General features: G+C 66.1%; 14 protein-coding genes and 1 tRNA gene. 6 read left to right on the top strand and 9 right to left on the bottom strand.

Annotated elements, in window-relative coordinates; translation table 11 throughout:
• Nucleotides 1-4: 4 nt before the first annotated feature.
• Genes IPK66_07385 through IPK66_07370 form a run of 4 tightly spaced genes read left to right on the top strand, consistent with a single transcriptional unit; the run spans nt 5 to nt 3,476 of the window.
• The gene (locus tag IPK66_07385; GenBank protein MBK8175080.1) at nt 5-802 is read left to right on the top strand and encodes an ABC transporter permease; all 798 of its coding nucleotides are present in this window, start codon (nt 5-7) and stop codon (nt 800-802) included.
• A 12-nt stretch (nt 803-814) separates the two neighbouring features.
• Nucleotides 815-1,549, top strand: a complete 735-nt coding sequence (locus IPK66_07380; GenBank protein ID MBK8175079.1) for an organic solvent ABC transporter ATP-binding protein — start codon at nt 815-817, stop codon at nt 1,547-1,549.
• Nucleotides 1,546-2,565 (top strand): MCE family protein, encoded by a 1,020-nt coding sequence (locus IPK66_07375; protein MBK8175078.1) that lies wholly within the window; start codon nt 1,546-1,548, stop codon nt 2,563-2,565. Before IPK66_07380 ends, IPK66_07375 begins: the two co-directional genes overlap by 4 nt.
• Complete coding sequence (locus tag IPK66_07370; protein ID MBK8175077.1) at nt 2,562-3,476, top strand: hypothetical protein; 915 nt, start codon at nt 2,562-2,564, stop codon at nt 3,474-3,476. Before IPK66_07375 ends, IPK66_07370 begins: the two co-directional genes overlap by 4 nt.
• 96 nt (nt 3,477-3,572) lie before the next feature.
• Here IPK66_07370 and IPK66_07365 read toward each other — a convergent pair whose 3' ends face one another.
• From IPK66_07365 to IPK66_07340, 6 genes are all read right to left on the bottom strand, one after another.
• Nucleotides 3,573-4,676 (bottom strand): IS1595 family transposase, encoded by a 1,104-nt coding sequence (locus tag IPK66_07365; protein MBK8175076.1) that lies wholly within the window; start codon nt 4,674-4,676, stop codon nt 3,573-3,575.
• Between the two features lie 119 nt (nt 4,677-4,795).
• Entirely contained in the window at nt 4,796-5,365 is a 570-nt protein-coding gene (locus IPK66_07360) for a recombinase family protein (GenBank protein ID MBK8175075.1), read from the bottom strand.
• Between the two features lie 232 nt (nt 5,366-5,597).
• Nucleotides 5,598-6,749 (bottom strand): hypothetical protein, encoded by a 1,152-nt coding sequence (locus IPK66_07355; protein MBK8175074.1) that lies wholly within the window; start codon nt 6,747-6,749, stop codon nt 5,598-5,600.
• A 209-nt stretch (nt 6,750-6,958) separates the two neighbouring features.
• On the bottom strand, nt 6,959-7,189 hold the full coding sequence (locus IPK66_07350; protein MBK8175073.1) for a hypothetical protein: 231 nt from the start codon (nt 7,187-7,189) through the stop codon (nt 6,959-6,961).
• A gap of 197 nt (nt 7,190-7,386) precedes the next feature.
• A tRNA-Phe gene (locus IPK66_07345) sits at nt 7,387-7,462 on the bottom strand.
• 145 nt (nt 7,463-7,607) lie between these two features.
• Nucleotides 7,608-8,594: an aldo/keto reductase gene (locus IPK66_07340; protein MBK8175072.1), complete on the bottom strand. Its 987-nt coding sequence runs from the start codon at nt 8,592-8,594 to the stop codon at nt 7,608-7,610.
• 134 nt (nt 8,595-8,728) lie between these two features.
• On the opposite strand from IPK66_07340, the gene IPK66_07335 reads away from it, so the two are divergent.
• Both IPK66_07335 and IPK66_07330 read left to right on the top strand, forming a co-directional pair.
• Nucleotides 8,729-9,619: a LysR family transcriptional regulator gene (locus IPK66_07335; GenBank protein ID MBK8175071.1), complete on the top strand. Its 891-nt coding sequence runs from the start codon at nt 8,729-8,731 to the stop codon at nt 9,617-9,619.
• 34 nt (nt 9,620-9,653) lie between these two features.
• Entirely contained in the window at nt 9,654-10,337 is a 684-nt protein-coding gene (locus tag IPK66_07330; protein MBK8175070.1) for a hemolysin III family protein, read from the top strand.
• Here the strand turns inward: IPK66_07330 and IPK66_07325 are convergent.
• From IPK66_07325 to IPK66_07315, 3 genes are read right to left on the bottom strand one after another with little or no spacing between them, the layout of a single operon-like run.
• Nucleotides 10,330-11,052 carry an ABC transporter ATP-binding protein gene (locus IPK66_07325; GenBank protein MBK8175069.1) on the bottom strand — a complete coding sequence of 241 codons (723 nt, stop codon included), beginning with the start codon at nt 11,050-11,052 and terminating at the stop codon, nt 10,330-10,332. The two genes, IPK66_07330 and IPK66_07325, sit on opposite strands and share 8 nt — an antisense overlap.
• Nucleotides 11,049-11,822 carry a cobalt ECF transporter T component CbiQ gene (gene cbiQ / locus IPK66_07320; GenBank protein ID MBK8175068.1) on the bottom strand — a complete coding sequence of 258 codons (774 nt, stop codon included), beginning with the start codon at nt 11,820-11,822 and terminating at the stop codon, nt 11,049-11,051. Before cbiQ ends, IPK66_07325 begins: the two co-directional genes overlap by 4 nt.
• Entirely contained in the window at nt 11,822-12,409 is a 588-nt protein-coding gene (locus IPK66_07315) for a hypothetical protein (protein MBK8175067.1), read from the bottom strand. The genes cbiQ and IPK66_07315 overlap by 1 nt, the downstream gene beginning before the upstream one ends.
• Nucleotides 12,410-12,477: the final 68 nt, after the last annotated feature.

Genomic DNA, 12,477 nt, shown 5'->3' with positions numbered 1-12,477 from the left:
CCGCTTGTCACTCAGGGTACGGCTACTTCTCGCCATGACCGGCCGGCCGATTGTCGGTCTGATCCGCTGGATTCTTGCCGCCGCGGGCATGGCAGCGGCGGTGTGCCTAGTCGGCGCCCAACCGGCATCATGGCGCGCGCCGGTGAAGGCCGAATTCATGCGGACGATGACCCAGGCCGGCGTCAGCGGCCTGCGCGCGGCAATGATCAGTGGTGCCCTGTTCGGCGTGGCCATGGTCATGCAAGCGTCCTACTGGCTGAGCGTGACCGGTCAGCTTGACCTCGTCGGCAGGGTGCTGGTCCTACTGTTGATCCGCGAGGTTGCACCGGTGATCATGGGCCTCATTCTCGTCGGGCGCAGTGCCACGGCGATGATGATCGATCTGAGCTTGATGCGCCGCGACGGCCAGGTGCGGATGCTCGCGCTTCAGGGGATCGATCCGTTCCGCTACTTGGTCATGCCGCGGGTGGTGGCGCTGGCACTCAGCCAGTTTTCCTTAACGATCGTCTTCGTGGTCACGGCGCTCGTCCTCGGGCACCTGTTCGGCTATGCGCTTGGCGTGTCACAGCGCTCGCTCTTCGCCTTTCTCGATACCGTCCTGCAAGCGATGACCGCCACGGACTTCGTTATCCTTCCATTGAAGACGCTGACCATCGGCTTCGCTCTCGGTATCGTCAGCACGCTGGTGGTCTTTGATGCCGATGCCCGGCACCTGGAGGTCCGGGAGCTGATCACCCGAGGTTTCTTCACCGCAGTCCTGGCCGTATTCCTGATCAGCGGTCTGATGAGCGTGTTGCTTTAGGGGGCGAAGCGAATGGACGGCAACGGTACCCCGTCCCGGCCGATTCAACCGATTGTCCTCGACTTCCGGGAGGCGGACCCGCCTGCAGGCCACGCCGCCCACGTCAAGACGCCCCTTACCCTCAGCGTTGCCGCAGGATCGTTGCTACTGATTGACGTTAGCGACTGGCGACAGGCAGCGACGCTGATCGATCTCGCGACCGGACTGGCGGCGCCTTTGGGCGGCAGTGTCAGCTTCCTCGGTCGTAATTGGGCCGCATTGCCGCCATCGCACGCGGATGCGATGCGCGGCCGCATCGGCCACGTCCTGCGTCACGGCAACTGGATCGAGAACTTGCCAGTTTTTGACAATATCCTCCTGGCACACCGCTACCACACGCGGCGACCGATTGCCGAGCTGAAGGCCGACGCCGTCGATCTCGCGGTGCGTTTCGGCCTGCCGGGCATACCGGTCGGCCTGCCGACACAGGTCGATGCAAGCGATCGGCAGCGCGCCGCCTGCGTGCGCGCGTTCCTCGGCCGGCCGGCCCTGGTAATCCTCGAGGAGCCAACGCTGGGATTGGGCGAGAGCGTTATCGAACCGCTGGTCAACGTCATCCGCCGGGCCCGCGACCGGGATGCCGCCGTGCTCTGGTTCACCGAAGACCGGGCAGTCTGGGCGGACGACAGCGTGCCGGCAACCGAGCGCTACCGGCTTCGCGATGTTCTCTATCGGGCGTCATTTCAGAGCGTCGGAGATCGGCGATGAGCCGGGTCTTCCAGCGAGGCCGTTACGCCAACGAAGCCGTCGGCGCCCTCGTGCTTTTCGCGGTCGTTGTCGTGGTCCTCGCCGTGCTCGAGGGCGGGATCATCAATCGTTGGCTCAATCCGCCGGCACATCTGAAGATCGTGCTTCCGGCGCAAGGCCTGTTCGGGCTGTCGGCCGGCGCGTCCGTCGAGATCCTCGGCACCAATGCGGGTCAAGTCAGCCGCATCGTCATCGATCCCAAGCAGAGCTTTTACGCCGAGGCGGAGATCAATAACGACATGCGGGGGTTCGTCCGTCGCGACTCCGCGGCCTACATCCGCAAGCAGTTCGGCATTGCCGGTGCCGCTTATCTCGAGATCACCCGCGGTACGGACGAGCCTCTCGACTGGAAATTTGCCGTGATCGAAGCGAAGGTCGATCGCGCCCCCACCGAGGATCTCGGCGCGCTGATCACCGACCTGCGGGAACGGATCCTGCCGATCATCGATCAGACCGGGCGAGCGGTGACCGCGCTGGCCGACTTCGCCACGCAATTGCGATCCCCGGACGGGCCGCTCAACCAGGTTCTGGCCAACGTCAGCAGCATCAGCCGGACGATCGCCGAAGGAAAGGGGGCCGCAGGCATGCTGGTTGCCGATAAGCGCACCGAGGACGAGTTGCGCCGAGCGGTGGCATCGGTGAGCACCGCGGCGGGGCAGGTGCAAACGATCACCCGCGAGTTGGAGACGATCACCAAGAACCTCAGCGTGGTGAGCCGGTCGGTGAGCGAGCAGACGGGAGCGATCCCGCACATCGTCGCCAACGTCGATCAGTCACTTGCCTCGCTGCGCGTCGTCAGCCGCGACCTCAGTCAGGCGACACCGGCGTTGCCGGCACTGGTTACCCAGACACAGCAGACGACGCTGGAACTGGAGCGCCTGCTGGTTCAGCTCCGCTCGCTCTGGGTGCTTGGCGGCGGTGGAGACGGGCAGAGTGAGCTCGGTCAGCGATTATCGCCAGTGGAGGCGCGGCCGTGAACTGCCGTCCCACGTTCGCGCTTAGCATGCTCGCCCTGGGCGCGCTGTCGGCGCTCGCGGGTTGCGGTGGTTCTTCCCCGCCACCCCCGAGCGATCCGGCATTCGTGCAGACCGAACGGCTGGCCCGCCTCGCTTACGGACAGGGCCGGTCGGATCAGGCGGCGACGCTCTACCGCCAGGCGCTCGACCAGGCCTTTCGGCGCGACGACCTGCAAGGGATTGGTGACGGGGGCTACAACCTCGCCATCGTCGAGCTCAACCGTGGCCACCCGGCCACGGCACTCGATGTTTCCCGTTCGACCCGTGGCGAACTCGTCCGCCGCGGCGCCGAGGTTCCGGCCGACCTGGAACTTGTCGAAGCCGTCGCCCTTTACCGCACCGGTGTGGCAAGCGCCGCGGCGGATCAGGCGGCACGGATCGTGCTTCTGCCATCGGCCTCGGCCGAAACAGTGGCACGCGCCACCTTCCTCACCGGTCTGGTGGCCGATGACGACGGCGACACCGCGGCACTGGCGGCGGCTCTCGCCGCCCTTAGCCAGACGCCGAACGAGGCGAGCGGCGCCGACCGGGACGAGCTCTCCGGCCGGGTAGCCCTTCGCCAGGGGGACCCGATCGCCGCCGGGAAGGAATTCATTAAGGCAGCCGACCGGCGCCGGGCGCTAGGCGATGATCGCGGAATGGCGCGCGCCCTGGCGCTCGCCGGTGGCGCGGCGGAAGCCCGCGGCGACGCGATGGCAGCGGCGGATCTTTTCCTGCGTGCCGGTCGGAGCGCAGCTCTATCCGACGATCCCGGCGACGCGGTCGGCTGGCTCCAGCGCGCTCGCGACCTCGCCCTGCGCGACAACGTGCCAGCCGTGGCAACCGAGGCCCAGTCATGGCTCGATCAGCGCGGCAAACCGGCCGATCGATAAGCTGGGCACAGTTACGGAAGAGTTAGCATCCATCGTTGCTGCGTAACCGGCCGATCGGGGGTCGCTACACGAAAGTTAGCTGCGTGTACGCCGCGTTTATAAGCAAAACGCAGCGATTGGCGATTTGATCGAGATGCTGCCGTTGCGGGTTCGGCGGAGTTGGCGGCCGACGGCGGTTCTGAGGACCGCAACGAGTTGCATAGCAGGCGGGATGCGGTCCCAGAGGGTTCGAACGTGCTCCCGTCCACGGGGTGACCGGCGGGTGGTCTGGCCCGCGACGACGCGCTGTGACCACCGGAAGCCCATCTCGTGGAAGTAGAGGTCGGCGTGCTCCGGACTGATATGATGGAACACGCCGGCGACGGTACGGCGGACGCGGGAATTGAACCCCTCGACGGAATTGGCGTGGACCGTGCCGCGCGCATATTCGCGCTTGGCATGCTGAACCGTATCGTGCGCTGCGAAGCTCTGGCCGACGGCGGCAAAGGTGCTCCACGCATCGCTCATCAGATGGGTCGCGGCCACGTCGACCTCCTTCTCGAGGACTCGTTCGGTCTCGACGGCAGAGAGGTCGACCACCACCGAGGCCCGTGCGCCACCCGCGACCGTCCCGATCTCCGCGTCACGCGGTCGTTCGACCACCGCGAGGACGCACGCCTTGGTCGTCCGCTTCTGGCCTTTCCGGCCACGGCCGACCGGCGGTGTGTCCCGCTGTTTGCGCGGACGGCCGCCAAGATAAAATTCGTCGATCTCGACCGTTCCCTCCAGCTGGGTCTCGCGCGCCATCATCAGCCGCAGGGCGTGCCCCATGCGCCAAGCCGTGGGTTGGCTCACGCCGAGGGCCTCGGCCAGGCGCACCGACGACAGCCCCTTATCGGATTGCAGGGTCAGCCACAGCGCCTTCAACCAAGTGGCGAGCGGCAGCTTGGTAGAGTGCAGCGGCGTTCGTGTCGTCACCGTGAACTGGAACCGGCAACTGCCGTTCGAGCACTGGTAGAGACCGGGTCTCGCCCGCCAATTCCCCATATCCCGCCCGGCGAGCGCGATCGAACGTCGGTATCCACACGCCGGACAGACCCGCCCGGTCGGCCAGATCATGCTTTCCATCAGGCGGCGGCAGCGCTCCTCGTCGCTGAACGCTCGCACCATGTCATCGACCGTCCTGATCCCAGCCAGCGTCGATCGAACCAAATCTGACATCGCCACCACCCGACTATCCCGAACGTCACTAGAATCAGCCAGAAAGCAGCTTTGTTCAACGATTTTGCTGCGTTTTGTTTGTAAACGCGGTGTACGCCAGAATAGAACGAACGGCGAACTCACTCTGGCTGAGCGGCTCCGGTTCGGCCGAGCGCGTTGTAGAGCGTTAACTTTCCTACCTTTAGTCGCGCGGCAGCCTCGCGCACCTTCAGCCCGCCGGTGATCAGCAGCCGGGCCCGGGCGAGCTTGTCGGGCGTGACCGTCGGTTTTCGACCGCCTTTGCGGCCGCGCGTCTCGGCTGCTTTCAGGCCGGCGCGGGTACGCTCACGAATGAGGTCGCGCTCGAACTGTGCGAGCGCTCCGAACAGGTGGAAGATCAGCGTGCCGCCCGGCGTCGTGGTATCCACGCCTTCGGTGAGCGAGCGGAAGCCTACACCTTTCGCCTCGAGCCAGCGGACCGTGTCGATGAGATGCGCCATCGAGCGGCCGAGCCGGTCGAGTTTCCAGACGACGAGCGTGTCGCCGGAGCGGCCGTAAGAGAGCGCCTCGGCCAAGCCGGGCCGATCGGCCTTGGCACCGGAGGCGTGATCCTCGAAGAGCGGATCGCAGCCGGCCGCGCTGAGCGCGTCGAGCTGGAGGGCGGCATCCTGTTCCGCGGTCGATACCCTCGCATATCCGATGAGCGCCACCGCCAACCTTGTCCCTGTCCAGCTTCCCGTCCGGTAATCAACGCGTCCGGAAAGCCGTCGTCAAGGTGCATTGCTGGACAGGTGCGGGCTTGACCATCAAAGGGTCCTTTGCCGGACCTGCTGCTGGCCGATGGTGCGATGCGAGATCATCGGCCACTCCCGGCCCTTTCCAATGGGGACCGGAGGGTCGTACGGTTGGTCTCGCCTCTCGTCGACGACGCATGGCCGCCGGTCAGGCGCTCGGGGCCTGGCGGGGGAAGCTGGCGAGGGCTGCGGTGGTGCCGTCGGCGAACGAGAGCTTCAGGTTGTCCTGGTCGGAATAGCCGTAGATGGTCATCCGGTCGGTGGTGCCGTTGATGGCGATCGTGAGGTTGCCGTCGGCCTCGCTGACCGCGAGGTCGGACGCGCTCACGCCCTCGCGGAACGCGATGGTGCTGTCGCGCACGAAGCCGCTCGCCGCGCCGTAGTTGTTCCCGCCGGAACCGGCATGAGCCGATCGTAAGTAGCCGTAGACCCGGTCCTGCCCGTCGCCGCGACCGAAGACGATGGTGCTGTCGTGGGCGACGTAGAGGACGTCGTTGCCCTCGCCGCCCTCGACGGTCGAACCGGCTCCCGTAGTGATCTCGTCCTGTCCGGTTCCACCCGAGACCTGGGCGTTCTGGCCGGTCATGATGATGTCTTCGTCATCACCGCCGGAGACGATGGCGTTGGCCCCCCGCACGTCGATCCGGTCCCTGCCGCTGCCGCCGGAGATCACGCAATTGTCGCCGCTGGCGAGGACCATGTCGTCGCCCTCGTCCAGCGAGACGACGGCGTTGGAATTGACGTAAACATGGTCGGAGCCGGCACCGCCCGAGATCACCGCGTTTTTGCCGGCCTGCAACCAATCGCGCCCGTCGCCGCCGGAGAGCACGGCGCTGGACCTGGCATAAAGGTGGTCGTCCCCGACGCCGCCCGAGATCACCACGTCGTTCAGAGCCTGAATGTCGTCTCCGCCGCTGCCGCCGGTGACCACCGCGCGCTCGTAACCCGTGACAAAGGTGTGCGCACTCACGGTCATGCTCGTCGGCGTGTCAGCGGTCGACGAGGCGGGGGCGACATCGCCGCCCTGCCACAGCGGCGTGCCCTGGGCGGCGGCGGCGGCGATCTGCTGCAGCGCCGCCCAGCGCTCCTCGGTGCTCGGCATCGCTGCGCCGCCGCCGGCGGCCTTGGCCATCTGCTCCTGTACCATCAGCATCAGCTTCGCCGTCGGCGACAGGCTCACCTGGTCCTGCGGATAGAGCCGGCCGAGCAGCGAGCTGACGTCCGGATGCAGCGCCGTCTGCCAGTTGCGCGTGTTCGGCGCCACCATCCCCGGATAAAGGCTGTTGATCGTCGTCGACATCGCATGATCCTCTTGGGCGAACGCCGACACCGGCCGGCTTTTCCGACCTCTGCAGGTTAGGGCGAAATGTTTAACGTTTCGTTATTCGCCAGGGCGCCGGCCGACCGGCCGGCATCTCCGCATCGAGACGCTCGATCTGCCCGGCCGATGAGCGCCACCCCGGAGCACCGCCCGCATCGATGCCCGTTGCAAGCGCTCGGATCCCCTGTTCACGAGATGAAATCGAAGTTGGCGGCACTCAAGTCGGTCACAATCTTCAACTCGCCGCCGGCGAACTCGGCGTCGGGCCTGAAATGATGCGGCACGTCGCGCCGTTCGGGTGGGAGCATCTGTCGCTTGCCGGCGACTACGCCTAAGACGCCGAAGGCCAGCTTACACCGGGCGAGCTGCGGGCGCTCAGGACCAAGGCGTCGCTGCTCGCCGCGTGACGGAAAGGACATCTTTCGTCCTCACCTGGCGGACATGCAGCTCACTTTCGTGTAGCGACTCCGATTACCCGATGCGCCATCACTCCCTCCAAAACCACAACAGCCACATCTGAATCAAAGACATACCGGTCAGTCCAGCGCCACCCGCGCACAGGTCTCCTCGCGGTAGACTAAGCGGAGCGATGACTTCGCTCAAGCCATTGAAAGGGTGGTGCCCAGGGGCGGATTCGAACCACCGACACGCGGATTTTCAGTCCGCTGCTCTACCAACTGAGCTACCTGGGCACGACGATCGCCACCAAATCGCATCGGAAACGACACGATCCGGGGCTCCCGGCGGAGGCAGCGCTTATATCAGCTTCGCTGGCGGGATGTCCAGCCGCCGAGCGGCTCTTTACACAGGCGATAGCAGCGCGCGAAACCCGAAGACTCAGGCCTCGATGCTCTGCATTCCTGCCGCGGCATAGCGCTCGGCGGCGATGGCGGAGGGAGCAAACATTGCGTCGAGCGTGCTTATCTCGTCGGGCGTGAGGGTAATCTTTACGGCTGCCGCGTTCTCGTGCAGATAGTCTCGCCGTTTCGTCCCCGGGATCGGCACGACGCGCGGCTCCTTGCCAATCAGCCAGGCAAGGGCAATCTGCGCCGGCGTTTTTCCCCGTGCGGCGGCAAACGTCGCCAGCGCATCGGCGAGGCGCTTGTTGCTGACGAACGCTTCACCCTGGAATCGCGGATTCTGCCGGCGGAAATCGTCCGGAGCAAGCGCGTCGACGGAGACCACCGCGCCGGTGAGAAACGCGCGGCCGAGCGGCGAGTAGGCGACGAAGGTCGCGCCGATGTCGCGGCAGGCGTCGAGCATCCCGCCTTCCGGGTCCCGCGTCCACAAGGAGTATTCGCTCTGCACGGCGGCGATCGGGTGCACCGCGTGGGCGCGGCGCAAGGTCGCCGGCGAGACTTCCGAGAGCCCGAGAAACCGCACCTTGCCGGCGGCAACGAGTTCAGCCATCGCCCCCACCGTCTCCTCGATCGGAACGCTGCGATCGCGACGGTGCGCGTAGTAAAGATCGATCACCTCGACGCCCAGCCGCTTGAGCGACGCCTCGCAGGCGGCACGGACGTAGGCCGGCGAATTGTCGATCCGCCGCTCATTCGAGCCCGGCACGCGGACGATGCCGAACTTCGTCGCCAGCACCACCCGATCGCGCCGGCCGGCAAGAAAGCGTCCAACTAACTCTTCGTTATGCCCGGAGCCGTACATATCGGCGGTATCGAAAAAATCGATGCCGAGATCAAGGGCGGCGGCCAGCGTGTCCAGTGACTGCGCGTCGTCGCGGGTACCGTAGAACTCGGACATGCCCATGCAACCGAGGCCAATGGCGGAAATGCTCTGCCCGGTCTGGCCGAGGGTTCGTCGTTGCATTGCAGCTCTCCTCCAAGGGAGCCAGGGCCCGGTGTCGGAAACACGGGCCGGAATGGCCTGCGGCTGAAATGGTCCCTTGTCGAGCCGACGATAAGCCGGATAATCGTGTATAGCTTAGTGAGGAAAATTCATCAATTTCGCGCTCCGACCTCGCAGATCTCGCCGACTTCGCCGCCGTCGCCGTTCATCGGAGCTTCCGCCGCGCGGCTGTCGAGCGCGGTGTGTCGCCGTCGGCGCTCAGCCACGCTGTGCGCGGCCTCGAAGAACGGCTCGGCGTGCGCCTGCTCAACCGCACGACGCGCAGTGTCCGCCTGTCGGCGGCAGGTGAGCGGCTGTTCGCCAGCCTGCATCCGGCGCTCGCCGACATCGCTTCGGCGATCGAAACGGTGAACGCGTTTCGCGACACGCCGAGGGGCACGGTGCGCGTAAACGTCAGCCGCGCCGCGGCACGGCTGATCCTGGCGCCGGTCATTGCCCGCTTCATCGCGGCCTACCCGGCGATTCACCTCGAGATCGCCACCGATGACCGGCTGATCGATATCGTCGCCGGCGGTTTCGATGCCGGAATCCGCTTCGGCGAGCGGATTGCCCAGGACATGGTGGCGGTCCGCGTCAGCCGGGACGTGCGCTTTTCCGTCGTGGGAGCGCCGGATTACTTCGCGCAGCGGCCGCCACCTCAGACGCCGCACGACCTGCGCGCGCACGCCTGCATTCGCTACCGCTTCGCCAGCGGCGCGCTCTATGCCTGGGAACTGGAGAAGGACGGCGTTGAACTTGAGGTCGACGTCGACGGCCCGCTCACCCTCGACGACCAGATGCTGATGCTTGACGCGGCGCTGGGGGGTGCCGGACTGGCCTTTGTCTTCGAGGCATACGCCGCACAGCATCTCGACAGCGGACGACTGATGCGCGTCCTCGCCGACTGGTGTCCGCCATTTCCCGGCCTGTTCCTATATTATCCCAGTCGCCGGCAACTGCCGGCGGGACTGCGCGCGCTGATCGAGATGCTGCGCGTCAGCGATTGAACGCTGCGCCGGCCATGATGCACGGAGTGGGACGATGGCGTATCGAACCTGGGGTGTTCGCACTTCCCTGCCACGCCCGCTCAGCCGCAATGAAAGGATCGCCGATTGTTGCGTGAACGGCGTGGCGATCTCCGCCGGTCTCGTCGGTGTCGTCGTGCTTATGGTGGTGGCAATCCCGCAGGCAAATGACCGGCTGACGATGAGCCTGCTGGTTTACGCCGCCGGACTGCTGGCGATGTTGACAACTTCAGCGCTTTACAACGCCTTGCCCTCCTCGCGGCACAAGGACCTCCTGCGCCGGCTCGATCACGCGGCGATCTTCCTGATGATCGCCGGGACCTACACGCCGTTTTTGCAGATGAAGCTCGACGCCGGATGGGCACGCTGGCTGTTGGTCTACGTCTGGGCGGTCGCCGGCGTCGGCGTGACGCTCAAGCTGATCTGGATAAACCGCTTCGAGCGCCTCTCCGTCCTGCTTTACCTTTTCCTCGGCTGGACCATTCTGGTGGTGATCGGCCCCTTGTCGACTGCGATGGCGACTCCGGCCGTCGTGCTGCTGGCGATCGGGGGCGTGCTTTACAGTGCCGGCGTCCTGTTTCATCTCTGGGAACAACTCGCCTACCAGCAGGCCATCTGGCATGGCTTCGTCGCCGCCGCCGCCGCCTGCCACTATGCGGCCGTGCTGGGTGGCGTTGTCCTGTCCGGCGGGTTCAGCTAATCGGGAGGGGTTGTTGTCGACTCTCGGTCGTATCGGGAGTGGCGTCGGAAGTTTCCGAGCGGTTGAGCGTCTGTAGCTCGCCATCACGCAGCAGCAGAGTGCGCGTCGCCAAGGCTTCGATCAGGCGCTCGTCGTGGGAGACGAGAACGAGGGCTTGCGGCAAGGCGGCAAGGTGATGGATCAGGCGCGCGTGCGCAGCGGTATCGAGCCCGTTGCTCGGCTCGTCAAGCAGCAGAGCATCGGGCTCCATCGCCAGCACCGCTGCCAGTGAGACCAGCCGCTTTTCACCGCCGGACAACTTGTGGGTGATGCGCGCGCCGTAGCCCTCAAGGCCCAGCGCCAAAAGGACGCGCTCGGCGATGCCAACCGCCTGCTTGCGGGTTTTGCCGAGGTTCAGCGGACCGAACGCCACGTCTTCGAGGACGGTCGGGCAGAAGAGCTGGTCTTCGGGGTCCTGGAAGAGGAGCGCTGCGCGGGCGCGGACCTCGCGAAAATCCGCTTCGCTGCTCCGCGCCGCACCGAAAGCGACGAGGTATCCGGCTGTCGGTTTGCACAATCCGACGAGCAGGTGCAGCAGTGTCGTCTTGCCGGAGCCGTTGGCGCCGATGATCGCCACGCGCTCCCGCGGCCGCAACTCGAAGTTGACCCGCGAGAGAATCGCGGGCCCATGGGGATAGGCAAAGCCGACGTCCTGCAGCGAAAAGAGCAGTGTCACGCTACGACGAACTGGCAAACACCGAGCGTGGCAATCGCGGCGGACAAGACACCTGCGAAGGCCCAATCGGCGCGTGTCGGCGGCAATGCGTCCAGCGTCAGAAAGCGGCCGGAAAAGCCGCGACATTTCATTGCCTGACCAACGCGCTCCGAACGCTCGAAGCTGCGGACGAGCAGCATGCCGAAAAGGTAGCCGAAGCTCGTCCACGTATGGCGGTCGGAGTGCGGCTGGAACGCCCGCGCCCGCATGGCGAGCCGGAGCCGGGCGTACTCGCCGTGTAGCACGGCAACGTAACGCACCGTCAACAGCAGCATGCGCGCGAGCTTGTCGGGAACGCCCAGTTGCAGCAGCGCATGCCCCAGCGTCGTCGGCTCGATGGTGCCGACGAGCGACAGCAGGGTGAGAGCAACGGCGTTGCTGGTCAGAACCAGGCGCAGCGCCTGCTCTATGCCGTCGCGGCTGAGCGCGTAGCCGGCGATCTCGGCGATGGCCGGCCCCGGCGCGGTGAACGGCAGGAACAGCACGACCGGCACCATGAAGGCCTCGAGCGCGAGAAGTCGGCGCAGCAGCGGCGCGGGCGGCAGGCGTGCCAGACAGGCGAGCGCGCCCGCCAGCGCCAGCGCCGCAGCCAGCAGCGCGGGAGAACGCAGCGCCAAGGTCACCGCCGCGAAGATGAGGCTCAAGAGAATGCGCACGCGAGGCTCGACCTTTTGGACGAAGCCCGTTTCTTCCCCGTTGCCATTTCGGGCGTCGGCGGTGAGCAGGTTCATCAACGCCGTGCCCGCTCCCTCTGGCGTGCGCGCAGCCACGCAGCGAGACCGGCAAGACCGAGGATGTAGCCAAGACCACCCAAGATGTCGCGAAGCTGGACTTCGTCCTCGAAGGCGTTGAGCTGCTCGCGCAAGGGGCGAATTTGCGCCGCGACCGCAGCGGCGACGGCGTCCGGGAGCGCCTCCGGCCCCGCTTTTCCCGCCGGCTGCATCGCTTCCTCGACGGACGGACGCGAAACATTTGGGTTGACCGCTGCCTGGGCGCCGGCCTGCGACGATTCGGGCAACGAAGCCGGAAGATCTTCGGCGGCGATGACGAAACGGGCGACGTGCCCGTCGCCACAATCGACGATGATGACGTGATCGACACGCCGAGTTGCAGTGATCGCGAACTTGCCGTCGTCGTCCGTCTGCAGCAGCGCCAGTGTCTCGCCTCCCGGTGTGGCGACGACGATTTTCGCTCCCCGCGCCGGGCCGCCGCCGACGAAATAGGCGCTGCCATCGATGCGCGGACCGACGGCGGTGGCAAATACTTTCAACTTGTGGGCGTAAGCCGGTGATGCTGCCAGCACCGCCATCGCCAGCATGCCCACTGCCAAAACAGCCACTGCCAAAACGGCCACCGCCAGCACGGCCGTCGACAGCATTGGCACGC

This window comes from Rhodospirillales bacterium (genome assembly GCA_016712595.1).
Classification (GTDB): Bacteria; Pseudomonadota; Alphaproteobacteria; order Rhodospirillales; family Defluviicoccaceae; genus Defluviicoccus.
Note: the sequence above shows the minus strand (reverse complement) of the source record. Positions and strands in the feature narration are given on the sequence as shown.

Bases quoted from the DNA above. Each gene is read 5' to 3' on its own strand.
- IPK66_07380 (MBK8175079.1), top strand. From the start codon at position 815: ATGGACGGCAACGGTACCCCGTCCCGGCCGATTCAACCGATTGTCCTC.
- IPK66_07375 (MBK8175078.1), top strand. From the start codon at position 1,546: ATGAGCCGGGTCTTCCAGCGAGGCCGTTACGCCAACGAAGCCGTCGGC.
- IPK66_07365 (MBK8175076.1), bottom strand. From the start codon at position 4,676: ATGTCAGATTTGGTTCGATCGACGCTGGCTGGGATCAGGACGGTCGAT.
- IPK66_07355 (MBK8175074.1), bottom strand. From the start codon at position 6,749: ATGTCGACGACGATCAACAGCCTTTATCCGGGGATGGTGGCGCCGAAC.
- IPK66_07350 (MBK8175073.1), bottom strand. From the start codon at position 7,189: ATGTCCTTTCCGTCACGCGGCGAGCAGCGACGCCTTGGTCCTGAGCGC.
- IPK66_07340 (MBK8175072.1), bottom strand. From the start codon at position 8,594: ATGCAACGACGAACCCTCGGCCAGACCGGGCAGAGCATTTCCGCCATT.
- IPK66_07330 (MBK8175070.1), top strand. From the start codon at position 9,654: ATGGCGTATCGAACCTGGGGTGTTCGCACTTCCCTGCCACGCCCGCTC.
- cbiQ (MBK8175068.1), bottom strand. From the start codon at position 11,822: ATGAACCTGCTCACCGCCGACGCCCGAAATGGCAACGGGGAAGAAACG.
- IPK66_07315 (MBK8175067.1), bottom strand. From the start codon at position 12,409: ATGCTGGCGATGGCGGTGCTGGCAGCATCACCGGCTTACGCCCACAAG.